The organism is Dactylosporangium sp. McL0621, assembly GCF_049995355.1.
Classification (GTDB): Bacteria; Actinomycetota; Actinomycetes; order Mycobacteriales; family Micromonosporaceae; genus Dactylosporangium.
Genome location: NZ_CP188259.1, coordinates 10,419,732 through 10,441,341, shown reverse-complemented (window position 1 = coordinate 10,441,341; position 21,610 = coordinate 10,419,732). Strand labels below are relative to the sequence as shown.

21 protein-coding genes are annotated in these 21,610 nt (G+C 72.7%); 13 read left to right on the top strand and 8 right to left on the bottom strand.

Going from position 1 to position 21,610, the window contains the following annotated elements; all coding sequences use genetic code 11:
* The first annotated feature begins 3 nt into the window (after positions 1-3).
* The 5 genes from ACPPVO_RS49380 to ACPPVO_RS49360 are packed head-to-tail and all read left to right on the top strand — an operon-like array spanning position 4 to position 4,946.
* Complete coding sequence (locus tag ACPPVO_RS49380) at positions 4-939, top strand: STM4015 family protein (RefSeq protein ID WP_426506020.1); 936 nt, start codon at positions 4-6, stop codon at positions 937-939.
* Positions 936-2,024 carry an STM4014 family protein gene (locus ACPPVO_RS49375; RefSeq protein ID WP_426506019.1) on the top strand — a complete coding sequence of 363 codons (1,089 nt, stop codon included), beginning with the start codon at positions 936-938 and terminating at the stop codon, positions 2,022-2,024. The genes ACPPVO_RS49380 and ACPPVO_RS49375 overlap by 4 nt, the downstream gene beginning before the upstream one ends.
* A complete protein-coding gene (locus ACPPVO_RS49370) occupies positions 2,021-2,815 on the top strand; it encodes an STM4013/SEN3800 family hydrolase (protein WP_426506017.1) in 795 nt (264 codons plus the stop codon). Before ACPPVO_RS49375 ends, ACPPVO_RS49370 begins: the two co-directional genes overlap by 4 nt.
* Complete coding sequence (locus tag ACPPVO_RS49365; RefSeq protein WP_426506015.1) at positions 2,809-4,104, top strand: STM4012 family radical SAM protein; 1,296 nt, start codon at positions 2,809-2,811, stop codon at positions 4,102-4,104. The genes ACPPVO_RS49370 and ACPPVO_RS49365 overlap by 7 nt, the downstream gene beginning before the upstream one ends.
* On the top strand, positions 4,101-4,946 hold the full coding sequence (locus ACPPVO_RS49360) for an STM4011 family radical SAM protein (RefSeq protein WP_426506013.1): 846 nt from the start codon (positions 4,101-4,103) through the stop codon (positions 4,944-4,946). The genes ACPPVO_RS49365 and ACPPVO_RS49360 overlap by 4 nt, the downstream gene beginning before the upstream one ends.
* On the opposite strand, the gene ACPPVO_RS49355 is transcribed toward ACPPVO_RS49360, so the two are convergent.
* Positions 4,924-5,475 (bottom strand): TIGR03086 family metal-binding protein, encoded by a 552-nt coding sequence (locus ACPPVO_RS49355; RefSeq protein WP_426506012.1) that lies wholly within the window; start codon positions 5,473-5,475, stop codon positions 4,924-4,926. The genes ACPPVO_RS49360 and ACPPVO_RS49355 overlap by 23 nt on opposite strands.
* Before the next feature lie 37 nt (positions 5,476-5,512).
* On the opposite strand from ACPPVO_RS49355, the gene ACPPVO_RS49350 reads away from it, so the two are divergent.
* Complete coding sequence (locus ACPPVO_RS49350; protein WP_360375796.1) at positions 5,513-5,842, top strand: hypothetical protein; 330 nt, start codon at positions 5,513-5,515, stop codon at positions 5,840-5,842.
* Positions 5,843-5,846: 4 nt separating this feature from the next.
* Here the strand turns inward: ACPPVO_RS49350 and ACPPVO_RS49345 are convergent, their stop codons facing one another.
* Entirely contained in the window at positions 5,847-6,719 is an 873-nt protein-coding gene (locus ACPPVO_RS49345; RefSeq protein WP_426506009.1) for a transglycosylase SLT domain-containing protein, read from the bottom strand.
* Between the two features lie 101 nt (positions 6,720-6,820).
* Here ACPPVO_RS49345 and typA point away from each other — a divergent pair, with 101 nt between their 5' ends.
* Positions 6,821-8,686, top strand: coding sequence for a translational GTPase TypA (gene typA / locus ACPPVO_RS49340; RefSeq protein WP_426506008.1), 1,866 nt, complete (start codon positions 6,821-6,823; stop codon positions 8,684-8,686).
* A gap of 107 nt (positions 8,687-8,793) precedes the next feature.
* On the opposite strand, the gene ACPPVO_RS49335 is transcribed toward typA, so the two are convergent.
* Positions 8,794-9,753 carry a terpene synthase family protein gene (locus ACPPVO_RS49335; protein ID WP_426506007.1) on the bottom strand — a complete coding sequence of 320 codons (960 nt, stop codon included), beginning with the start codon at positions 9,751-9,753 and terminating at the stop codon, positions 8,794-8,796.
* 115 nt (positions 9,754-9,868) lie between these two features.
* Complete coding sequence (locus tag ACPPVO_RS49330; RefSeq protein ID WP_426506005.1) at positions 9,869-10,885, bottom strand: TerC family protein; 1,017 nt, start codon at positions 10,883-10,885, stop codon at positions 9,869-9,871.
* 333 nt (positions 10,886-11,218) lie between these two features.
* Between ACPPVO_RS49330 and ACPPVO_RS49325 the strand changes: the two genes are divergently transcribed.
* Together ACPPVO_RS49325 and ACPPVO_RS49320 are read left to right on the top strand one after the other, a co-directional pair.
* Positions 11,219-11,539, top strand: coding sequence for a hypothetical protein (locus tag ACPPVO_RS49325; RefSeq protein WP_426506004.1), 321 nt, complete (start codon positions 11,219-11,221; stop codon positions 11,537-11,539).
* Between the two features lie 34 nt (positions 11,540-11,573).
* Positions 11,574-13,130 carry a DUF6745 domain-containing protein gene (locus ACPPVO_RS49320; protein ID WP_426506002.1) on the top strand — a complete coding sequence of 519 codons (1,557 nt, stop codon included), beginning with the start codon at positions 11,574-11,576 and terminating at the stop codon, positions 13,128-13,130.
* A 420-nt stretch (positions 13,131-13,550) separates the two neighbouring features.
* Here ACPPVO_RS49320 and ACPPVO_RS49315 read toward each other — a convergent pair whose 3' ends face one another.
* On the bottom strand, positions 13,551-15,446 hold the full coding sequence (locus tag ACPPVO_RS49315) for a CocE/NonD family hydrolase (protein WP_426506001.1): 1,896 nt from the start codon (positions 15,444-15,446) through the stop codon (positions 13,551-13,553).
* A 216-nt stretch (positions 15,447-15,662) separates the two neighbouring features.
* On the bottom strand, positions 15,663-16,763 hold the full coding sequence (locus ACPPVO_RS49310) for a winged helix DNA-binding domain-containing protein (RefSeq protein ID WP_426505999.1): 1,101 nt from the start codon (positions 16,761-16,763) through the stop codon (positions 15,663-15,665).
* 66 nt (positions 16,764-16,829) lie between these two features.
* Here ACPPVO_RS49310 and ACPPVO_RS49305 point away from each other — a divergent pair, with 66 nt between their 5' ends.
* The gene (locus tag ACPPVO_RS49305; RefSeq protein ID WP_426505998.1) at positions 16,830-17,021 is read left to right on the top strand and encodes a hypothetical protein; all 192 of its coding nucleotides are present in this window, start codon (positions 16,830-16,832) and stop codon (positions 17,019-17,021) included.
* 6 nt (positions 17,022-17,027) lie between these two features.
* Here the strand turns inward: ACPPVO_RS49305 and ACPPVO_RS49300 are convergent, their stop codons facing one another.
* Positions 17,028-17,237, bottom strand: coding sequence for a hypothetical protein (locus ACPPVO_RS49300; RefSeq protein ID WP_426505997.1), 210 nt, complete (start codon positions 17,235-17,237; stop codon positions 17,028-17,030).
* Between the two features lie 86 nt (positions 17,238-17,323).
* Between ACPPVO_RS49300 and ACPPVO_RS49295 the strand changes: the two genes are divergently transcribed.
* Positions 17,324-18,184 carry an MHYT domain-containing protein gene (locus ACPPVO_RS49295; RefSeq protein WP_426505996.1) on the top strand — a complete coding sequence of 287 codons (861 nt, stop codon included), beginning with the start codon at positions 17,324-17,326 and terminating at the stop codon, positions 18,182-18,184.
* A gap of 15 nt (positions 18,185-18,199) precedes the next feature.
* Here the strand turns inward: ACPPVO_RS49295 and ACPPVO_RS49290 are convergent, their stop codons facing one another.
* Positions 18,200-19,240, bottom strand: coding sequence for a LolA family protein (locus ACPPVO_RS49290; protein WP_426505995.1), 1,041 nt, complete (start codon positions 19,238-19,240; stop codon positions 18,200-18,202).
* A 176-nt stretch (positions 19,241-19,416) separates the two neighbouring features.
* On the opposite strand from ACPPVO_RS49290, the gene ACPPVO_RS49285 reads away from it, so the two are divergent.
* Together ACPPVO_RS49285 and ACPPVO_RS49280 are read left to right on the top strand one after the other, a co-directional pair.
* A complete protein-coding gene (locus ACPPVO_RS49285) occupies positions 19,417-20,073 on the top strand; it encodes a response regulator transcription factor (protein ID WP_360375771.1) in 657 nt (218 codons plus the stop codon).
* Positions 20,074-20,158: 85 nt separating this feature from the next.
* Positions 20,159-21,508: a sensor histidine kinase gene (locus tag ACPPVO_RS49280; RefSeq protein WP_426505994.1), complete on the top strand. Its 1,350-nt coding sequence runs from the start codon at positions 20,159-20,161 to the stop codon at positions 21,506-21,508.
* Positions 21,509-21,610 lie beyond the last annotated feature (102 nt).

Below are 21,610 nucleotides of genomic sequence, written 5' to 3'. Positions count from 1 at the left end.
GCCATGACGATCGGCAGCAACGTCACCACCTTCGCGGGCCTCCCGGTCCGGCGGTTCGAGGTCGGGCCGCGAGGCCGGCGGGACAGTCCCCGTCGCGGCGAGAAGGCCGCATGGCGCATCGGCGTCGGCTACGACGACGGTCCGCAGGATTTCGCCGACACGCTCGACGCGCTGCTGGACAGCGTCGGCGCGCACAACATCACCGCGCTGGTGATCGGGGCGTGGGGCGAGCCGCACGACTCCGGCCCGCCGCTGAACCTGCTGACCGCGGCCCGCGACCGGCTGACCGAGCTGCGCGCCCTCTTCGTCGGCGAGATGACCTACGAGGAGTGCGAGATCTCCTGGATCAACCAGGGCCAGTACGCGCCGCTGCTGGGCGCCTTCCCGGCCCTGGAGGTGCTGCACATCCGCGGCGCCGACGGGCTGGGGCTCGCCCCGGTGCGCCACCGCCGGCTGCGGGAGCTGTGCGTGGAGAGCGGCGGGCTGCCGGCCTCGTTCATCCGCGGCTTCACCGACTCCTCGTTCCCGGCGCTCGCCGACCTGGAGCTGTGGCTGGGCACCCGGGAATACGGCGGCGACGCGGTCGTCGACGACCTCGCGCCGATCATGACCGGCACCGAGCTGCCGGCGCTGAAGCGGCTGGCCCTGCGCAACGCGGAGATCGCCGACGACGTCGCGACCGCCCTGGCCGCCGCGCCCGTGGTGGCCCGCCTGGAGAGCCTCGACCTGTCGATGGGCGCGCTGTCCGACGCCGGGGCCGAGGCGCTGCTGCTCGGCCAGCCGCTGACCCACCTGCGCTCGCTCGACCTGTCGCACCACTTCATGTCGCCGGAGCTGGCCGCCCGCTTCGCCGAGGAGCTGCCCGGGGTCCGCGTCGACGTCTCCGACGAGCAGGACATCGACGAGGGCGGCTTTCGATACGTCTCGGTCGCGGAATGATCACCGTCGTCGGCATTCCGGGGCACCGGCGGGTGGAGCTGTTCCGCGCCGCCGCCGTCGCCGCCGGGCACCCGGAGCCCGCGGTCGTCGGCTGGCGCGACGTGTGCGCCGGCGACTTCGCCCTGGCGCCCGGCTCGCTGGTGCGGCTGGAGTCGCCGGGGGAGGACGCCGAGGTCGACCGGCTGCTGCGCGGCGCCGACCGGCCCGCCGAGCACGGCGAGATCGTCGGCCTCGCCGCCTGGTACGCGGGGTTCCTGGCCGCCGCCCGCAAGGTCGAGCGCGCCGCCACCGGCCCGCTCACCACGCCCGTCGACGAGCTCGCCGTCATGTTCGACAAGCGCCGCTGCCACGCCCTGCTCCGCGAGCGCGGCGTGCCCGTCCCGCCGGGGTTCGCGGCCCGCGGTTACGAGGAGGTCCGCGCGGCCGGCTGGCCGCGGGTCTTCGTGAAGCCGGCCCACGGCAGCTCCGCGTCGGGCGTCGTCGCGCTGGCCTTCAACGGCGACCGGGTCAGCGCGCACACCTCCGCCGCCCTCGACGGCGACAAGCTCTACAACGAGCTGCGCGTGCACCACTACACCGACGAGCGCACGGTCGCCGCGATCGTCGACCGGCTCGGCGCCGACGGCCTGCACGTCGAGCGCTGGTTCCCGAAGGCGGCCCACGGCGGCAAGGTGTTCGACCTGCGGGTGGTGGTCATCGCCGGGCGGGCGAGCCACGTCGTCGCCCGCACCAGCGCGACCCCGCTCACCAACCTGCACCTGGGCAACGCCCGCGGCGACCTGGCCGCGATCCGGGCCACGGCGGGGGAGGAGCGCTGGGCGGCCGCGATGGACGCCTGCGAGCGGGCCGCCGCCTGTTTCCCCGGCAGCCTGCACGCCGGCGTCGACCTCATGTTCGCGCCCGGGTTCGCCGAGCACGCGGTGGCGGAGGTCAACGCCTTCGGCGACCTGCTGCCCGGCCTGCTCGTCGACGGCCGCGACACGTACGCCGCCGAGGTCGCGGCCCTACCGAGAGCCGCCGAGGTCGCGGCCATCCCGATAGCCGCCGAGGTCGCGGCCCTCCCGAGACACGCGGTGCCGGCATGAGATCGCTGCTGGGCACCCACGACCTGCTCCTCGTCACGCTCGACACGCTGCGCCACGACGTCGCCGCCGACCTGCTCGCCGCGGGGCGCACCCCCAACCTGGCCAAGGTCCTGCCGGGCGGGGCGTGGGAGCGGCGGCACACCCCGGCCTCGTTCACCTACGCGGCCCACCACGCGTTCTTCGGCGGCTTCCTGCCCACGCCGGTGACGCCCGGCCCGCACGAGCGCCCGTTCGCGGCCCGGTTCCCCGGCAGCACCACCGTCGGCGCCGACACCTGGGAGTTCGACGCGCCGGACGTCGTCACGGGGCTGCGCGCCGAGGGGTACCGCACCGTCTGCCTCGGCGGCGTCGGGTTCTTCGCGATGACCTCGCCGCAGGGCAGCGTCCTTCCGGGCCTGTTCGACGAGGCGCACTGGACGCGCGAGTTCGGCGTCACCAACCCGGCCTGCTTCGAGGCCCAGCTCGAGACCCTGGCCACGGTACTGCCGCCGGAGCGGCCGTTGTTCACCTTCGTCAACGTCGCCGCGCTGCACCAGCCCAACCGGCACTACCTGCCCGGCGCCGCGGAGGACTCGCTCGCCTCGCACGGGGCGGCGCTGGAGTACGTCGACCGGCACCTGCCCGAGCTGCTGCGCCTGGTCACATCGCGGGGCCGCCCGTGCCACGTGATCATGTGCAGCGACCACGGCACCGCCTACGGCGAGGACGGGCACACCGGGCACCGCGTCGCGCACGAGGTCGTCTGGACCGTGCCCTACGCGCAGTTCACGCTGGAGGCGGGCGCATGGTGAACCTCGGCTCGCCGTACCAGGGCTACCTGTACGCGTACCCGCACAAGACCGCCTACCGCCCGCTCGACCCGCGGCCCCGCCTGGCCGACGTGTGGGCCGGCGAGGACACGGCGAAGCTGTTCCTCTACGTGCACGTGCCCTACTGCGAGATGCGCTGCGGCTTCTGCAACCTCTTCACCCGCGCCAACCCGCCGCACGAGCAGGTCACCGCCTACCTCGCCCAGCTCGGGAGGCAGGCGGCCAGGGTCGCGGCGGCGATGCCCGGCGCCCGGTTCGCGCGGGCGGCGATCGGCGGCGGCACCCCGACCTACCTCACCGCGCCCGAGCTCACCGAGCTGTTCGACCTGCTCCAGCGGACCACCGGGCTCGAACGCGGGCCGCTGTCGGTCGAGACGTCCCCGGCCACCGCCACCCCCGACCGGCTCGCGGTGCTCAACGAGCGCGGCGCGAGCCGGATCAGCATCGGCGTGCAGAGCTTCCTCGACGCCGAGGCCCACGCCGCCGGCCGGCCGCAGCACCGGGCCGAGGTCGACCGCGCCCTGGACGCGATCCGGGCGGCGGGCCCGGCCGCGCTCAACATCGACCTGATCTACGGCATCCCGGGGCAGACCCGGGCCACCTGGGACGAGTCCCTGAGCGCGGCGCTGCGGTGGAGACCCGAGGAGTTGTACCTGTACCCGCTCTACGTCCGCCCGATGACCGGACTCGGCCGCCGGGCCACGCCCGCAGACCCGGACTGGGACGCCCAGCGCCTGGAGCTCTACCGCCACGCCGCCGAGCGGTTGCGCACCGAGGGCTACGAGCAGCTCTCGATGCGCCAGTTCCGCCGGCCCGGCGACCACGAGGCCGTGGACGAGTACTCCTGCCAGGACGACGGCATGGTCGGCCTCGGCTGCGGCGCCCGCTCGTACACCACCGACCTGCACTACTCGTTCGACTACGCGGTCGGCGTCCGGCACGTGCGCGGCATCCTCGCCGACTACCTCGCCCGCCCCGCGGCGGACTTCGACGTCGCCGAGGTCGGCTTCGCCCTCGACGCGGCCGAGCAGCGGCGCCGCTGGCTGCTCAAGTCGCTGCTGCGGGCCGAGGGCGCGGACCCGGCGGCATACGCGGCGCGGTTCGGCACCGGGCTCGACGAGGACTTCCCGGCCCTGGCCCGGCTCCGGGACGCCGGCTACGCCGAGGGCCACCGCCTCACCGCCGACGGCTTGGCGCACTCCGACGCCATCGGGCCGTGGCTGGTCTCGGAAGGCGTCCGAAAAGCCATGGCCGGGCACGTGACGCGATGAAGATCCTCTACCGCGGCCCGCTCGCCAGCTGCAACTACGACTGCCCGTACTGCCCGTTCGCGAAGCGCCACGACCCGCCCGAGCTGCTGCGCGAGGACCGGGCCGCGCTGGAGCGGTTCGCCGCCTGGGTCCGCGGCGCCGACGAGCCGGTGGAGGTGCTGTTCACGCCCTGGGGCGAAGGGCTGACCCGCAGCTGGTACCGCCACGCCCTGATCGAGCTGTCCCACCTGCCGCACGTCGGGCGCGCCGCGATCCAGACGAACCTGTCCGGCCGGCTCGGCTGGGTGCAGGACGCGGACCCCGCGAAGCTGGCGCTGTGGTGCACGTACCATCCGGGCCAGACGACCCAGGAGCGGTTCCTGGCCGCGAGCGCCACCCTCGGGCGCCACGGCATCCGGCACTCCGTCGGCATTGTCGGCCTGCCCGAGCACCTCGAGCCCGCCGTCGAGCTGCGGCGAAGGCTCGACCCGGAGGTGTACCTGTGGGTGAACGCCGCCGACGGCCACCGCTACGGCCCGGAGGAGGAGGCGGCGTGGACGGCGATCGACCCGCTGTTCGGCTACAGCGTCCGGCCGCACCTGTCGCTCGGCCGGTCGTGCCGCACCGGCGACGAGGTCGTCTCGGTGCTCGGCGACGGCACCGTGCGCCGCTGCCACTTCGTGCCCGAGACGCTGGGCAACCTCTACGACGGCTCGTGGACGGCCCGGCGCGGCGAGCGGCCCTGCCCCAACGCGACGTGCGACTGCCACATCGGGTACGTGCACCTGCGGACGCTCCCGCTGTACGACGTCTTCGCGGGCGGCGTACTCGAGCGCATCCCTAGCGCGGGTTGCGGCCGATGAACGCGAGCAGCTTCGTCTGCGGGTCGGCGTCCGCGGGCACCTCGACCTTCGGGCCGTACTGGCCGCTGGAGCGCAGCAGCTCGTCCAGCGGCAGCATCCCCTCGAGCATCGCCGCGCACCGGTCCGGGTCGAGGCGCTCGTCCTGCCCGGTCGCGCGGGCCAGGTCCCAGCTGTGCAGGAACACGTCGGAGGTGTAGAAGGTCGCGATGGCGTCCGGCACCGGCATCTGGCCGGTGTGCCGGTTGGTGAACGGCACGTCCGCCGAGGCGGGATCGTCGAGCAGCGCCTGCACCCCGGCCGCGTGCGCCCGCCACGCGCCGGCGGGGTCGTCGTCGACGGACGGGCCGGCGGGCAGCGTCACCCCGGCCCCGGACTCGAGGAACGAGGGGAGCCACTCGACCAGGTGCCGTACGACATCCCGGGCCGTCCATCCGTCGACCGGCGCGGGCGCGGACCAGTCGGTGGTGCCCTGCACGAGCGCGGTGAAGTGGGCGGCGGTCTCGCGGTGGTCCTGCGCGGCGGTGGTCATCGAGGCCTCCTGGAGAGCAGCCGCCATACTGGTCGGCATGGGTAACTTGATCGCGTTCGCGTCGCGGCGGCTGGTGGAGGACGCGTCGCTGACCCCCGGATACGTGTACCACGATCCGGAGGACGCCACGCTGCCACCCGGCCCCGAAGGACGCCGGGCCAGCGGCTGGAACCTCCTCGTCGGCGACGAGACCGACGAGCAACTGGCCGACGCGGGTGAACTCCTCATGCCCGAGCTGGACTGGCTGCTGGAGCGCTACCCGGCGTTCGGCAAGATCGTCGCCGAGGGCTCGGAGGGCCGCCAGTTCGAGTGGGACGCCGACGCCGGCCAGTACACCGACGTCGGCCCCTCGATCCCCGAGGACTGACCCCTCAGTAGTTCCCGGCGCGGCTGGCCACCATCAGGGCGCGGACGTTCTGCACGTACTGCGGGTTGGGGTAGACCCCGCCCGCGTAGTCGACGCCGCCGGTGCCCCAGTTGTAGGCGGAGATGACCGCGTTGAGCAGCTTGGTGTCGGTCATGTCGTACGTGCCGAGCTTGGGCCCGTAGTACGCGATGAGCCAGGCGAGGTAGTTCGCCCCGAGCATCACGTTCTGGTCGGGTTTGGTGCGATCCCAGCTCGTGCCGAACCGCGTGTTGACGAACGTCTGCGTGCCTGGCATGACCTGCATCACTCCGAGGCCCCCGTCACAGGCCGTGATGTCGGTCTGCCAGCCGCTCTCCTGTTCGGCCACGGCGTACAGCAACCGCAGCGGCACCAGGATCGGCTCGTAGTCCGGGTCCGTCGCGGTGCCCCAGAAATGCTTTGTCGAAGCCGTGTCGAGGTACCCCTTGACCTGGGCTTTCGGCAGTTGGTTGGTCCCGCGCACCGGCGCGCACGTGTTGTGCGGCGGGGCCGGCGGCGTGGCCGTCTCGGTGACCTTCGGCGACGGCTTCCTGGTCGGCTTCTTGGTCGGCGTCGCGGCCTTCGACGTCGGCGGGGCCGTGGTCGTCTCGACGACGGCGACGGGCACCTCGCTGGTCGGCGGCGGCACCGAGGCCGGCGCGATCGGCACGGACCCGTCGTGCTGGCGCTCCTGCGCGGCCGGCTTGGCCCCGCCCACGCCCTTGACCAGGGTCGCTCCGATCACCCCGCAGCCGATCAGCACCACGGCCACCGCGACCGAGAGCAGGATCGCCCCGAGATTCCGGTTCCGCTTCCGTGGCTCTTCGTAAGCCTCAAACTCCGCAGTGTCATCATCCATTGACAGCTGTTCTCCTCCCCCGTGCCCGTCAGATTAGCCGCAACTAATAGACGCGCGGGACCCCCGGTTTCCATGACAGGGCGCCTGGAACAATGGAGGGCATGCAGACCCGTTCAGACCTCCGCAACGTGGCCATCGTCGCCCATGTCGACCACGGCAAGACCACACTCGTCGACGCGATGTTGCGGCAGTCCGGCGCGTTCCACGCCCGCGCCGAGCTCACCGACCGGGTCATGGACTCGATGGACCTCGAGCGCGAGAAGGGCATCACCATTCTCGCCAAGAACACCGCGGTGCGCTATGTCCCCCAGGACGGCGGCGGCCCCGTCACGATCAACATCATCGACACGCCGGGCCACGCCGACTTCGGCGGCGAGGTCGAGCGCGGCCTGACCATGGTCGACGGCGTGGTGCTGCTGGTCGACGCGAGCGAGGGCCCGCTGCCGCAGACCCGGTTCGTGCTGCGCAAGGCCCTCAAGGCCCGCCTGCCGATCATCCTGGTGATCAACAAGGTCGACCGCCCCGACGCGCGGATCAAGGAGGTCGTCGACGAGACCTACGAGCTCTTCCTCGACCTCGACGCCGACGAGGAGCAGATCGACTTCCCGATCGTCTACGCCTGCGCCCGCGACGGCATCGCCTCGCTGACCCAGCCCAAGGACGGCACGGTCCCCGAGGACAGCGACAACCTCCAGCCGCTGTTCGCCACGCTGCTCGGCACCATCCCGGCGCCCTCCTACCACGAGGGCGCCCCGCTGCAGGCGCACGTGACGAACCTCGACGCCTCGCCGTTCCTGGGCCGGCTCGCGCTGTGCCGCGTGCACGAGGGCACGATCCGCAAGGGCCAGACGGTCACCTGGTGCCGCGACGGCGGGGCCCAGCAGAACGTGCGCATCTCCGAGCTGCTGATGACCGACGGCCTGGAGCGCAAGCCCGCCGAGGAGGCCGGCCCGGGCGACATCATCGCCGTCGCCGGCATCGCCGAGATCATGATCGGCGACACGCTCGCCGACGCGGAGAACCCGATCGCGCTGCCGCGCATCACCGTGGACGAGCCGGCGATCTCGATGACCATCGGCACCAACCAGTCGCCGCTGGCCGGCAAGGTCAAGGGCACCAAGGTCACCGCCCGCCTGGTCAAGGACCGCCTCGAGCGCGAGATGGTCGGCAACGTGTCGCTGCGCATCCTGCCGACCGAGCGCCCGGACGCGTGGGAGGTCCAGGGCCGCGGCGAGCTGGCGCTGGCGATCCTGGTGGAGCAGATGCGGCGCGAGGGCTACGAGCTCACCGTGGGCAAGCCGCAGGTGGTGACGCGGGAGATCAACGGCAAGATCCACGAGCCGACCGAGCGGCTCACGATCGACGCGCCGGAGGAGTACCTCGGCGCGATCACCCAGCTGCTGGCGACGCGCAAGGGCCGCATGGAGCAGATGGTCAACCACGGCACCGGCTGGATCCGCATGGAGTGGCTGGTCCCGGCCCGCGGCCTGATCGGCTTCCGGACCGAGTTCCTCACCGACACCCGCGGCACCGGCATCCTGCACCACGTCTTCGAGTCCTACGAGCCGTGGTACGGCGAGCTGCGCACCCGCGCCACCGGCTCGCTGGTCGCCGACCGCGCGGGCGTGGCGACGCCGTTCGCGATGATGAACCTGCAGGAGCGCGGCTCGATGTTCGTCGAGCCGACCACCGAGGTGTACGAGGGCATGATCGTCGGCGAGAACTCCCGCGCCGACGACATGGACGTCAACATCACCAAGGAGAAGAAGCTCACGAACATGCGCTCGTCGGCCGCCGACGAGACGGAGAAGCTGATCCCGCCGCGCAAGCTCTCGCTGGAGCAGGCGCTGGAGTTCTGCCGCGAGGACGAGTGCGTGGAGATCACGCCGTCGGCGATCCGTATCCGCAAGGTCATGCTCGACCAGAAGGACCGCGAGCGGTCGGCCCGCAAGCGGGCCCACGCGTAAGGAAGGACGCCCGAAGGGCGAAATTCCATGACTCGGGCCCGCGTCACCTGCGGGCCGTTGCTCCCGCCAGAAATCCCGGCGTCCGGGGTGGCAAGAACGGCGGCGCTCTAGTTGACAGGGCGCCGCTGAGCGGGAATCTCCGCGGGGGTGTAGCGGCCCGACTCGAGCGACCAGTCCACGTTGCCGCGGATCCAGTGGACCAGGTCGCCGATGCCGACGACGCACGTCGGGTCGTCCCACCAGCGCGCCTCGAGCCGGTCGCGGGCGACCTGGAACTCGAGCACCCGCTCGTCGTGCTCGGCCACGGCGGCGAGTACCGCCTCGTCCAGCGACAGCCGGTGCTCGCGCTGGAACGAGAAGACGATGTTGTGGTGGTCGCCGACCGCGGCCTCCTTCGGCCACGAGATCAGGTCATTGAAGATCCCGATCACCGTGCCGGCGGCGCGCCGCGCGGTGGCGAAGTCGGGGTCCTCGAGCAGCCCGGCGGGCAGCTCGATGCCGTGCATGGGCTCGATGAGGTCGAAGAACATGTCGGTGGCCGCGCTGTGGTGGCGCATCTTGCGGTACTCGTCCAGCCGCGGCGGCCGGTCCGCGGTCCGGTTGCCGGCCTCCCACAGCGTGCCGGCCAGGTAGTCCGCGACGTGCCCGACGAACCGCTCCCGCCAGGCCGCGCTGACCCGCGGTTCGGTGCGCCGCCACACCTCGCCCAGCGCCGCGGCCAGCGGCCGGCCCAGCGCCGCGCCGAGGATCGGGGCCGGGCGCTGGTCGCGCAGCAGCCGCACGACCTCGGCGACGGCCGCCCGGGCCGGCTCCGGATCGCGCACGAGCGCCCGCTCCAGCAGGTCGTCGAGGACGAAGATGCTGATCAGCCAGGCCGTGGCCAGCCGCAGCTCCGGCTCGTCGGCCCCGGGGTGGGCGCGGCACATGAGGTTGGCGAACTTGGCCCGCGCGAAGGCCGCGCGGGCGCCGGGCCGCTCGAGCAGTCCGTGCCGGGTCGCCCAGTGCAGCGACCAGCGCTGCACGGCGTCGGCGTGCGGAGAGATCGCGGGCGTGAACGGGCACAGCACCGAAGGGGACGCTAGTTGGCCCCGGTATGTCATTTCGTGCAAGATGCATCACCCGCCCGCCGTGGTACCTCATCGTCGCGCCGAAACACGCGCAGCGCGACCCCCCGGTGGGCGTTTATCGGATTTTGTGAGCTTTGTCCGCCTGTGCATGTTCTGCACGCGCGTCGCGCCTCGACTTGACCAGGGAGGCGACGGTCGTGATGGCGAGGGTGCCGATGATGACCGCGAGTGACGCCTGGATGCCGATGTGCGGGGCCCACCCGACGTGCTTGCCGCCGTTGATGAAGGGCAGGTTGTTGTCGGCGAGGGCCTCCAGGAACAGCTTCACGCCGATGAAGCCGAGCACGACGGCGAGGCCGACGGAGAGGTACACCAACCGGTCGAGCAGGCCGCCGATCAGGAAGTACAACTGCCGCAGTCCCATCAGCGCGAAGACGTTGGCGGTGAAGACCAGGTAGGGCTCGGCGGTCAGGCCGAAGATCGCCGGAATGGAGTCGAGGGCGAAGATCAGGTCCGTGGTCCCGATGGCGATGAGCACCACGATCATCGGCGTCATGTGCAGGCGGCCGCGCTCGTCACGCGCCGTGAGCCGCGACTCCTCGTACTTCGGGGTCATCGGCAGCACCCGCCGCGACCAGCGGATCAGCGCGTTCTCCTTGAAGTCCTCCTCCTCGGTCTCGCCCTGCATGGCGAGCTTGACCGCGGTGTAGACGAGGAACGCGGCGAAGATGTAGAACACCCACGAGAACCGGGCGATCGCCGCCGACCCGATCGCGATGAACCCGCCGCGCATGACCAGGGCGAGCACGATCCCGATGAGCAGGATCTTCTGCTGGTACTGCCGCGGCACCTTGAACCGCGACAGGATGATCACGAAGACGAACAGGTTGTCGACGGAGAGGCTGTACTCCGTCAGCCAGCCCGCGTAGAACTCCCCGGCGTAGTTGCCGCCCCACTGGGCCAGCACGAACAGCCCGAAGAGCAGGGCGAGCCCGACGTACACCGTGACCCAGATCGTCGACTCTTTGATCGAGGGTTCATGGGGGCGGCGCGCCACGATCGCGAGATCGAAGAGCAGTATCGCGCCGAGCCCGACGAGAGTCGCTGTCCAGATCCATCCGGCAACGTCCACGTGTTATTCCTCCGGTAGACACACCACAGGCCACGCCGACCCGGAGGGCCGCGTGGGCTGTGTAGTTGACACCGGAGGTCTCTTCCGCCATCCGCGATAGCCGGGATGACCGACGGCGCCGGGTGTGAGCCCCACGTCACCGTGGGCACCGTGCTGACGACGACCGCCGCTGGGGAATACTCCCCTCCTGTTGCTCGTCAACCATTGTCCACCCGGCCGCCACGTCCCGACGCGCGGGGCCGAAAAAAATGTCGTACCCCACGTCTATCGTGCGGGCAGGTGGGAGTTTTTCCAACGCTCACTCACGTCCGCGCCGTCGAGAGGAGTGCGATCGTGTATCGACAAGGTGACGTCCTGCTGGTGCCCGTCCCGGCCGCGGAGGTGCCCGCGACCGCCGTTCCCGCACCTCGCGACCGCGCGGGCCGCATGGTCCTGGCCCGCGGCGAGGCGACCGGCCACGCCCACGTGATCGTCGGCCCCGACACCCTCCTCCTGGCCGACCGCGACGACATCGACCGCCTCTTCGTGAGGATCATCACCAAGGCGCGGGTCGTCCACGAGGAGCACGGCACGATCACGATCCCGGCCGGCTCCTACCGCATCGTCCGCCAGCGCGAGTACGTCCCCGGCGCCTTCCGCTACGTGGCCGACTGATGCTCCCGCCCCTTCCCAGCTGGATGGCCGCCCAATGACCTCGACCCTCGCCACCCCCGAGTCCCGGGCCGCCGCCCTGGGCGCGGTCTCGGCCAAGTGGCTGGCCGCGGGCCTGTCCACGGCCCCCGCCGACCGCCAGGCCGCCGCCGAAGCGGTCCGCCTCGCCTACCGCTCGGCCGGCCTCCCGGAGCCCCGCCACATCGTCTGGTTCGCGTCGCCCCTCGCCGGCGCCCGCGCGGCCGCCCTCCTGACCGGCCGCCGCGGCCTGCCCGGCGCCACCCCCGACCCGGCCGACGCCGTCGTCGAGGCCGAGCTGCGCGCCCAGGGCTGCCCGCCGGTGCACGGTTCGGCGGGCCCGTCGGTGCGCGCCGCCGTCCGCACCAACCCGTGGGCCGCGGCCCGCGCCGAGGCGCACGAGCTGCTGGGCCCCGACGGGTGGGCCGGCCTGTGGTCCGCTTGCGGGGCGGACGTGTGGCGCCTGGTGAACGACCGTCTCGCTACACCGCTGCGCACGCATCTGCGGGGGGAACTGCCGGTTCACGCGCGGGCGGTGCTGCTGGACGCGGTGGGTGGGCAGCATGACGCGGGCTGGCTGGCCGCGTTCGACGCGGCGGCGGCTCCGTATGTGCCGGCGCCCACGCCCGCTACTCCCACTGCCGCGGCCTCTTCTTCGCGTCGCTCTTCCGTCGCGTCGCCTTCTGCTGGGTCGCCTTCTTCCTCGGCTTGGGCTTCTCCTGCCGGGTCGGTCTCGTCCGGTGGGCCCTCGTCTTCCGCTGGGCCTTCGTCTTCCGCTGGGCCTTCGTCTTCCGCTGGGCCTTCGTCTTCCGCTGGGCCTTCGTCTTCCGCTGGGCCTTCGTCTTCCGCCTCGCCGGAGCCGCAGTTCAGTGCGGGTCCCGTCGGCGCGGCCGCTTGGGTCACCACTCGGTCCGCCGCTTCGACGCCTTCCTCTCCGGACGCCGCCCCCGCGCCCGTCTTCAGCGCCGGCCCGGTCGGCGCCGTATGGGCCACGACCGGCCCGGTCCCCGGCGAGGCGGCCCTGCACGCCGTGCAGCGCCTGTCCGGCCTGGCCGGGGTGGCCCGCACGGCCGGCTGGTGGTGGCCCTACGCCAACGTCGCCATCCTCACCGACCGCCCCGACGCCGTGCACCGCGACAACATCGGCCGCCTCCACGCCGCCGACACCCCCGCCCTGCACTACACCGACGGCTACGCCCTGCACGCCTGGCGCGGCATGCCCATCCCGTCGGACCTGGTCGAGCGCCTGGGCCGCCTGACCTACCGCCAGATCGCCGACGAACGCAACGCCGAGCTCCGCCGCGTGATGCTGGAACACTTCGGCTACGAGCGCTACCTCCGCGAGGCCGGCGCGCAGCGGGTCGCCCAGGACGAGGCCGGCGTCCTGTGGCGCCTGAACTTCAACGACGACGAGCCCCTGGTCATGGTCGAGGTCATCAACAGCACCCCGGAGCCGGACGGCACGAGCCGCGTCTACTGGCTCCGAGTCCCCCCGACAACCCGAACCCCACGCGAGGGCGTGGCGTGGACCTTCGGCCTGACGGAGGCCGAGTACCACCCCTTGATCCAGACCTGACCCATACCTTCACCTGCGGAGCCCACGGCCGCCGGCTGACTGGGAGCGCGCGGGCCGGCATTGACGGGCGCGCGGTGGGCCGGCGCCCGCCGCCGTCCGCGTCCCACGCCCCTGCCCCGACCTCCGTTGCCGGGTCGACGCGGAGCCGGCCTCGCCCACGTCGCCACCCCGCCACCGCCGCGAGCCGCGCCGGCGCGCAGTCGCTCCGGCCAGGTCGCGCACTCCGGTCGCGGCCCTGCGGCGCCATCCACCCGGCCTGCGCACGCTGCCGGCACGCCGGCGCGGCTGCGGCGCCATCCACCCGGCCTGCGCACGCTGCTGGCGCGCCGGCGCGGATGGTCGCGGCCCTGCGGCGCCATCCACCCGGCCTGCGCACGCTGCTGGCGCGCCGGCGTGGAGTCGGCCCGCCAGCGCGCCCGATCAGGGTGCGACGGGCAGCAGAACGTACGAGGGCGCGAGGATCTCCTGCCGCACCTTGCGCAGCTCGAGCTCGTGCCCCAGCGGCGCGCCCGTGCCCGGGTTGCGGCTGAAGCGCGGGTGGGCGCCGCCGCTCACCTGGATGCGGATGCGGCGGCCCGCGGCGAACCGGTACGCGGTCGGCCACAGCTCCACATGGATCGGCGCGGCCGGGTCGCGGTCGGTGGCGGCGCGGGCCAGGCCGTCGCAGATGTTCCAGGAGCGGCCCTGGTCGTCGACCTCGCAGAGCCGGACGAACACGTCGAAGTACGCCGCAGGGGCATCTTCGCCCCGTCCCGCCGTCGTCGCGCGCACCGTGATGTGGGCCGAGACCGGGCCGACCACGTTGAGCGCCTCGACCAGCGGCGCCGACGTGAACGTCAGCACGTCGGACCGCGCCTCGAGCGGCCGGTTGTCCCGCCGCCCGGCGATCTTTCCGATGAGCCTCGGGCCGCCCAGGGCGGGCGTCGGGTCCTTCGGGTCGTACACGAAGGAGTCGAGCACGTCGCCCTCGTCCGGCAGGGCCGGGGTCGCGACGAACGCGGTTGGCGTAGGCCAGTCCAGCTCGTCGGGGTCCATCCCGTTCGCGGGCGCCGGGGTCGGGGTCGGCCAGTCCGATTCGTCCGGGTTGGGCAGCGAAGCGCGCGAGAGGGTCGGCGCCGAGGTGGGTGACAGCGCCTGGGCCGGAGCGGGGGAGAGGGCCTGCTCCGGGTCGGCGGAGCGGGATGCCGTCGCGGGGGAGGGGGTCGGCCAGCCCAGCTCGTCGGGCGTGAGCAGGTCCGGGTCGTCGGGGGTCAGGGTCGCCGACTTGGCCAGGTGCCAGCGCTGCGGGGTGCTCGACGGGGGCGGCCAGTCCGTGAGCTCGAGCCAGCCCTCGGCGCCGCCGACGTGGACGCGTACCGGACGGTCGCGAATCTGCTCGGGACCGCCGGTGTGCGCGCGGAACCAGGCGACGGCCTCGGCCGCGGAGTGCTGGAAGAGGCCCGCGCTGCCGTGGTGCCAGGGGCCGATCGTGAGGTGCGGCTGCTGCCCGGCCGCCCGCAGCGCCGTGTAGTCGGCGAGCTGCCAGGGCAGGAAGATGTCGTACCAGCCGCCGATCATGAGCACCGGGGCGGCGACGTGTGGCAGGCGGTGGGCGTGGCCGCGCTGCGTCCAGTACGACGACGCCGGGTCGGCCTCGGCCAGCCAGCGCTGGAAGAACTCGATCTCGGCGCCGACGGTCACGCGGTCGGCCTCGGCCATGGGCACGCGCGCGAGGCCGCGCTGCAGCCGGGGCTGGCCGCGCAGGAGCTCGACCGCGTTCTCCAGCCGCGGGCCCCGCTGCGCCTCCAGCAGGGCCGACCAGGTCAGCACCGTGTCGAGCGAGAACGCCCCGCCGGCGTACGTCGGCGGCCCGAAGTCCGAGGCGGTCACGATGGTCGCCATCGCCTTGAGCTCGTCGCCGGCCTCGGCGGCGAGGGCCCACTGCACGAACCCGACGTAGCTCGGCCCGTACGTGAGCAGCCGTCCGTCGTACCACGGCTGCCGGCGCAGCCAGTCGAGCGTGTCGAGACCGTCCTCGCGCTCCTGGAGCAGCGGCTCGAAGGTACCGCTGGAGTCGCCGGTTCCCCGGCAGGACTGGATGAGCACATTGAAGCCGCGCTGCGCCACGGCCCGGCAGAGGATGCTGACCGGCGCCCCGCGTCCGTACGGCGTGCGCACGAGCACCGTCGGCACCTCGCCGTCGATCGCGGGTGCGTAGTGATCGGCGCGCAGGTTGGCCCCGTCGCGCATCCGGATCGGGACGCCTCGCGTCACCCGGACCCGCCCGGACACCGCGGGCGGCAGCTTGAGCAGACGACCAACGGGATCCAGCCTCATGCGTCCCGAGCGTAGCGGCCGCCCCAACCGCCCCCGCGACGTGACCACCACTGGGCTGTACGTCAGCAGCCCGGACCCCACGCACGGCGCCGTGCGCCTGCCACACAAAACGACATGTCGGGCGCTCCGCGCCGCGACATGTCGGACTTATGCCCTGTCAGGGTATAAATCCGAAAAGTCGTGGCGCGGAGCGCCCGACTTTTCGGGGCCACACGGCTACAGGTGCACCGCGGCGGACTCCAGGCCGCGCACGGCAGCGAGTCCGTTGGACTCCTCCTCGAGGGCCGTTCGCGTCGCGGCCGTAAGTGGAACCCAGGGCGTCACCGTCACGTCGAGGCGCTTGCGAGCCGCCGCCCGGGCGCGCCAGGTTCCCGCGATGTCGCCGTCCAGCAGCAGTACGCCCGGATTGCCCAGTATCCGCCAGACCTCCTTGGCCTGGGCCTTGTCCGGCACCAGCACGGTGCGGTCGCGCGCCTGCAGGAACGGGTCCGACGGCGGCAGCAGCCGCACGCCGCGCACCGGCGGGGGGTCGAGCAGCGCGTCCAGGTTCTCGGGCGGCAGCCAGGCCGTCCGGCCGTCGACGGACACCGCTACCAGGTCCGACGGCCAGATCGGCTTCAGCGCGGTGACCGTCGTCCCGAGGTACTTCGCGACGTCCCCGGGCGTCGCCGGGCCGAGGATGCGCAGGTACGCGCGCACGAACCCGGCCGTCCCCGACGCCGGCCCGGGCAGTGGCGGGCGCGGGTCGAGCGGGGCGAGCACCGTCTTCGCCGCGTCCTCGTCCAGGCGTACCCCGCCGCCCAGTCCCGCCTGCTGGAACAGGCCGCCCGAGATGTGGCGGGCGCCGCAGGGCTTGCAGTCGTAGGTGAGCTCCTTCGGCACCCGGTCGCTGACCGCGCGGCTCACGTCGCCCTTCGCCGTTGGGGCGCGGACCACCTCGCGGAGCGCGGCCGCCGTCGCGCGGAACGCCTCCAGGCCCAGCTCGAACGCGGCCTTCGGCAGCTGGCCGGTCGCGAACCGGGCCGCCGCGTCGGCCTCGGACAGCGGCCAGAGGGCCTGGGCCAGCGCGGGCAGGTCGGCCGGGCGGTGCAGGTGCGGGGCGCCGCGGGTGGTCCAGGCCAGGGTCAGGTCGCCGCCGAGCGGGTCCGTGCAGCGCGCCGCGAGCGCCTGCCGGGCGGTGCCCGCGGGCACGTTGGGCACGCCGAGGTCGAGCACCCCCAGGCCGGCCGGGTCGCTGCCGAGGCGCTCGTGGAGGCCGTTCATGACGCTGCGGTACCGCATGACCTGCGCCCGCCCGATCGCCGGCCCACTGCTCATGGCGCCATTCTCGCCCGCCGCGCCGGGCTCTTGCCCGCCACCCCCGCGCGGGTTCACGATCGATTTATGGCGGAGGAGACCTTCACGGACGCCGAGATGGCGTTCCTGCGCCATGCCCGCTTCGGTGAGCTGCCGGCGCGCGTGCCGCCCGAGGACCGGGTCGAGCTCGAGGAGACCGACCCGCCGCGGGCGTGGATCGACATCGGCGACAGCATCGAGCAGCAACGTGCCCTGCAGCCGGGCGCCGGCGGTTCGTAGGGCGCGTCAGATGCGGTGATGGGAGCCGTCGGGGTCAGGCATCTCGGGGTCGTCGGTCATGTCGGTGTCCGGCGGGGTCGTCGCGGCCGACGGCGGGGTCGAGTCGGGCGGCGCCCACTCGGATTCGCGCTCGTCGTCCAGCGCCTCGTCGGTCTCGCCCTGGGTGGCCCGCCCGGCCGCGCCGGAGCCGATGAGCGAGTGGTCGGATTCGGTCATACCCGCAGGCCTACCCGTGCCACGAACGGGCAAACCGCGCACAGACTGTCCGACCGGCGGTACGCCCGGCCTGGCTGAATCGCCGGGTGACTTCGGTTGAGCAATTTGCATATGGCTGGATCACGCCGACGCTCGCCCTCGCGATGTCGATCCTGGGCTGCCTGCTCGGCACGTTTCTGACCGGCCGCTCCCGGTCGTCCACCGGCGGCCGCCGGGCCCGCTGGCTGACCCTTTCGGCGCTGTCCATCGGCGGTACCGGGACCTGGGTGCCCCATTTCATGGCGATGCTCGGCGTCGACGTGCCGGGCACCGACGTGTGGTACGACATCCCGATCACGGCCCTCGGGCTCGGCATCGCGGTGGTCGTCTACTGCCTCGGGCTCTACATCGTCGGCTGGGGCCGTCCGACCGTGTGGAAGATCCTGCCGGCCGGGCTGCTCACGGGCATCGGGTTGACCGCGGTGTACGCGACCGGGCCGCTGTCCATGCGCGTCGCCGCGACCGTCGCCTACGACGCCCGCACGCTGCTCGTCGCGGCCGGCGCGGCGATCGTCGGGGCGACCGTGACGCTGTGGTGCGCGTGCGTCGTGCGGGGTACCGCCGCCATGCTCTGCGCCTCGGTGATCATGGCGCTGGCCGTGTGCAGCACGCATTACCTGGTCATGGCCGCGCTGCGGGTGCGGCCCGAGCCGAGCGGCGCCGGGGTCGAGGGCGTCACGCTGTTCACGATGCTGGCGCCGGTGTGCGTCGCCGCGTGCCTGGTGCTGGCGGGGCTTGCTTACAGTACCGTCGGATTCACCGTGCGTCAGGACACCGCCCGCGAGGAGGCGCTGCTGCGCCGGGCCCGGGACATGTACTCGATCGCGACCCTCAGCCGCGCCGCCGCGCACCGCCGCCGGCAACGCGAAGGGGACCGCGGTCAGACCGCGGTCCCCTCACACCGTTGAGCCCGGCGCTGAGCGTTACTTCAGCGCGGCGGCCGGGTCGGCGGCCACCTGGACGAGCCGCTCCGGTGTGACCGAGCCGATGAGCACCCGGCCGTCGTCGGTGAACAGGACGCTCACCAGCTTGCTGTTGAACGTGCGGCCCCCGTTGCCGGTGGGCAGCTGCGAGATGGCGTCCTGGGCCTTCTTCTCGTCGTCGGAGGCCGCCCCCGAGGCCCCGTTCGAGTTCCGCAGCACCAGGACAGAGGCCCAGCCGGTACCGATGACCGCGGTCTTCGGCTTGTCAGCGGCCTTGCCGTTCTGCTGCATCTGCTGCTTCGCCTGATCCGCCTTCTCGTCCGAGTTCCCCTCGGTGACCTTGGTGCCGGCCGGGGGGTTGAACGAGAACTCGGCGCTGTCCGGGCGAGCGAAGTTCACCGAGGTGAACGCCACCTCGAACGCCGGGTTGGCGGTACCGCGGGGCAGGACCTGCACCCGCAGCGGCAGCTTCTCCTTGGCGTCGATCGCCAGGCGGACCTCCCCGACCAGCGACGAGGTGTCGCGGGGCCGGAGCACGAGCTCGTAGGCGTCACGGCCGGCGATCTTCGCCGACGTGCCCGTGGAGACCTGCGTGGTCGGGTCGATCGCCTTGAGCGCCAGGTCGGCGGCCTCCTGCGGCGACTTCGGCAGGTCGGTCGGCGACGGCTTGGCGCCCCCCTCGCTCTCCCCGGGCTTGCCGGTGAAGTGCTGCGCCTCCTTGGCCTGCGAGTCCCAGACCCAGGTGTCGTTGCCGTTGTGGATGATGTCGCTCTGTCCCTGCGTGCCCAGGAGTGACACGCGGGCCTTGTCGGGGCCCGAGTACCACACGCGCAGGGTGTGCTTGCCCGAAACGAGCGACGTGAGCTTGGCGCTCTGGTCGCCGGTCAGCAGCGGAATCGCCGGCAGCCCCAGATCGGCCCGCTCGACCACGGTGCCGGACAGTCCGTCCAGCGTGGCCGTCTGCAGGTCGACCAGCAACTGCGCCGCGGTCCGCGGCGCCAGGTTCGGCTCGGCGGCGACGGCGAGCGTCTTCGCTGCCACGCCAGCACCGACCACAGCGACCGCAGCAGCCGCGGGCACCGCCCACCGAAGGACGGGTCGTGACGTGAAGTTCGACATTGGTTGCACCTCCTGCCAACCATGGTGCGGTGATACGGCTGTGACATCGCTGAGACCGTCTGTGCCGTGACTCAGTCGAGCATGCCACGCTGTACCGCGTGCGGCTGCTGGTAGTAGAGGACGAGATGCGCATGGCCAACGCGCTCCAGCGTGGCCTGCAGGCGGAGGGCTTCGCCGTGGACGTGGCCGGCGACGGCCCGAACGGGCTCGAGATGGCCCGGCACGGCGGGTACGACGCAGTGATCCTGGACATCATGCTGCCCGGCTTGTCCGGGTATCGGGTGGTGCAGACCCTGCGCGCCGAGAAGAACTGGGTGCCGGTGCTCATGCTCTCGGCCAAGGACGGCGAGTACGACCAGGCCGACGGGCTCGACTGCGGCGCGGACGACTACCTCACCAAGCCGTTCTCCTACGTCGTGCTCGTGGCCCGCCTGCGCGCGCTCCTGCGCCGCGGTGCGCCGGAGCGGCCGAGCGTGCTCACGGTCGGAGAGCTGACCCTCGACCCCGCCCGGCGCCGCGTGGCCAGCGCGGGCGAGGAGATCGTGCTCACGGCCCGGGAGTACGCGCTGCTGGAGTACCTCATGCGCCGCCCCGGCCAGGTGGTCTCCAAGACGGAGCTGCTCGACCACGTGTGGGACGCCAGCGTCGACACCGCGCCCAACGCCGTCGAGGTCTACGTGGGGTACCTGCGGCGCAAGCTCGGCCGCGACCTCCTCGAGACCGTCCGCGGCGCCGGCTACAGGCTGCGCACGTGACCGGTCCGGAGCGGAGCGACGGGGCCGGGCACCAGGAAGCACAGGGTGGACCTCAGGCCGCGGCCGAGCGAAGCGAGGTTTCGGCATGAGGTTGTGGGCGTCACTTTCGCTGCGCGGTCGCCTGGTGCTGCTCGGCACCACCGGCCTCGTCGTCGGCCTGAGCATCGCGGGGGCGGCGATGGCGTTCGCGATGACGTACAGCTTCCGCGGTTCCCTGGACCGCTCCGCCGATGCGACGGTGGCCGAGATCGCCTCGCTGCTCGACGAGGGCGGCAAGCTCCCCGAGGCCCTCCCGGCCCCCGCCAACCAGGTCGTGCAGATCCTCGACCCCCAGCGGCGCGGCGTCGTGGCCGGTGATCGAAATGCCGATTTGTTGGTACCCATCCTGCGCGGACCGGAGGTCGAGCGCGCCCTGCGCGGGGAGCGCGTGGAGGTCCCCGGCGACCGCGCGGTCCAGCCCGACAGCCTGCGCGTAACCGCCCGTCAGGCCGCCGACGGCCGGATCATCCTCGTCGCCGTCCCGCTCGCCGACTACCACCGCAGCCTCGAACTGCTGCGCAACGCGCTCTGGGTCACGTACCCGGCCCTGATCGTCGTCCTGGTCGCCGTGGCCTGGCGCGTGGTGGGCGTCGCTCTGTCCCCGGTGGACCGCCTGCGCTCAGGCGCCGAGCGCATCACCGGCGCCGCGACCGACGAGCGCCTCCCGGTCCCGCCCTCCAGCGACGAGATCCAGCGCCTGGCGATCACCCTGAACCACATGCTCGACCGCCTGGCCGTCTCCCGCGCCCGCCAGCGCTCCTTCATCGCCGACGCCGCCCACGAGCTGCGCAGCCCCCTGGCCTCGATCCGCATCCAGATCGAGGTGGCCCAGAAGCTCGGCGACTGGGCCGCGGTCTCCGACGACGTGATCGCCGACCTGGACCGCCTGGCCCGCCTGGTCGAGGACCTGCTCCTCCTGGCCCGCGCGGACGCCTCGGACCCACGCCGGGCGGCCGTGGAGCCGGTCGAGCTCCGAACGCTGCTGAACTCGCTGGCCAAGCGCTACGACACTGTCACCGTCGAGTCCGGCGAGTCCCTGTGGACGGAAGGCGACCCGGACGCGATGCTCCGCATCGTGCTGAACCTCGTCGACAACGCGGTACGCCACGCCCGCAGCCGCGTAACCCTGGCCGCCGTACCGGAGGGGACGTCAGAGGTCCTGGTAACGGTCACCGACGACGGCGAGGGCATCCCGGCCCCCTTGCGCGAACGCGTCTTCGACCGCTTCGCCCGCTTGGACGACGGCCGAGCCCGCGACGCGGGCGGCAGCGGCCTGGGCCTGGCGATCGTCCGCGAACTGACCCGCCGCCACGGCGGAACGGTCCGCCTGAACGACGCCCGCCCCGGCGTACGTGCCGAGGTCCGCCTACCCCGCCTGCCCGACAGCACCATGTAGCACACGCCCAGCGGAATGCAGGTCAGTGCCCCACTTACCTGGCGTGCCCGACAGCACCATGTAGCGCCCGTCCTGCGGTGTGCAGGTCAGTGCTCCACGTGC

What these genes read in the sequence shown, in the direction of transcription:
- ACPPVO_RS49380 (WP_426506020.1), top strand. Translation starts at nt 4, where the DNA reads ATGACGATCGGCAGCAACGTCACCACCTTCGCGGGCCTCCCGGTCCGG.
- ACPPVO_RS49375 (WP_426506019.1), top strand. Translation starts at nt 936, where the DNA reads ATGATCACCGTCGTCGGCATTCCGGGGCACCGGCGGGTGGAGCTGTTC.
- ACPPVO_RS49370 (WP_426506017.1), top strand. Translation starts at nt 2,021, where the DNA reads ATGAGATCGCTGCTGGGCACCCACGACCTGCTCCTCGTCACGCTCGAC.
- ACPPVO_RS49365 (WP_426506015.1), top strand. Translation starts at nt 2,809, where the DNA reads ATGGTGAACCTCGGCTCGCCGTACCAGGGCTACCTGTACGCGTACCCG.
- ACPPVO_RS49360 (WP_426506013.1), top strand. Translation starts at nt 4,101, where the DNA reads ATGAAGATCCTCTACCGCGGCCCGCTCGCCAGCTGCAACTACGACTGC.
- ACPPVO_RS49355 (WP_426506012.1), bottom strand. Translation starts at nt 5,475, where the DNA reads ATGACCACCGCCGCGCAGGACCACCGCGAGACCGCCGCCCACTTCACC.
- ACPPVO_RS49350 (WP_360375796.1), top strand. Translation starts at nt 5,513, where the DNA reads ATGGGTAACTTGATCGCGTTCGCGTCGCGGCGGCTGGTGGAGGACGCG.
- ACPPVO_RS49345 (WP_426506009.1), bottom strand. Translation starts at nt 6,719, where the DNA reads ATGGATGATGACACTGCGGAGTTTGAGGCTTACGAAGAGCCACGGAAG.
- typA (WP_426506008.1), top strand. Translation starts at nt 6,821, where the DNA reads ATGCAGACCCGTTCAGACCTCCGCAACGTGGCCATCGTCGCCCATGTC.
- ACPPVO_RS49320 (WP_426506002.1), top strand. Translation starts at nt 11,574, where the DNA reads ATGACCTCGACCCTCGCCACCCCCGAGTCCCGGGCCGCCGCCCTGGGC.
- ACPPVO_RS49315 (WP_426506001.1), bottom strand. Translation starts at nt 15,446, where the DNA reads ATGAGGCTGGATCCCGTTGGTCGTCTGCTCAAGCTGCCGCCCGCGGTG.
- ACPPVO_RS49310 (WP_426505999.1), bottom strand. Translation starts at nt 16,763, where the DNA reads ATGAGCAGTGGGCCGGCGATCGGGCGGGCGCAGGTCATGCGGTACCGC.
- ACPPVO_RS49305 (WP_426505998.1), top strand. Translation starts at nt 16,830, where the DNA reads ATGGCGGAGGAGACCTTCACGGACGCCGAGATGGCGTTCCTGCGCCAT.
- ACPPVO_RS49300 (WP_426505997.1), bottom strand. Translation starts at nt 17,237, where the DNA reads ATGACCGAATCCGACCACTCGCTCATCGGCTCCGGCGCGGCCGGGCGG.
- ACPPVO_RS49280 (WP_426505994.1), top strand. Translation starts at nt 20,159, where the DNA reads ATGAGGTTGTGGGCGTCACTTTCGCTGCGCGGTCGCCTGGTGCTGCTC.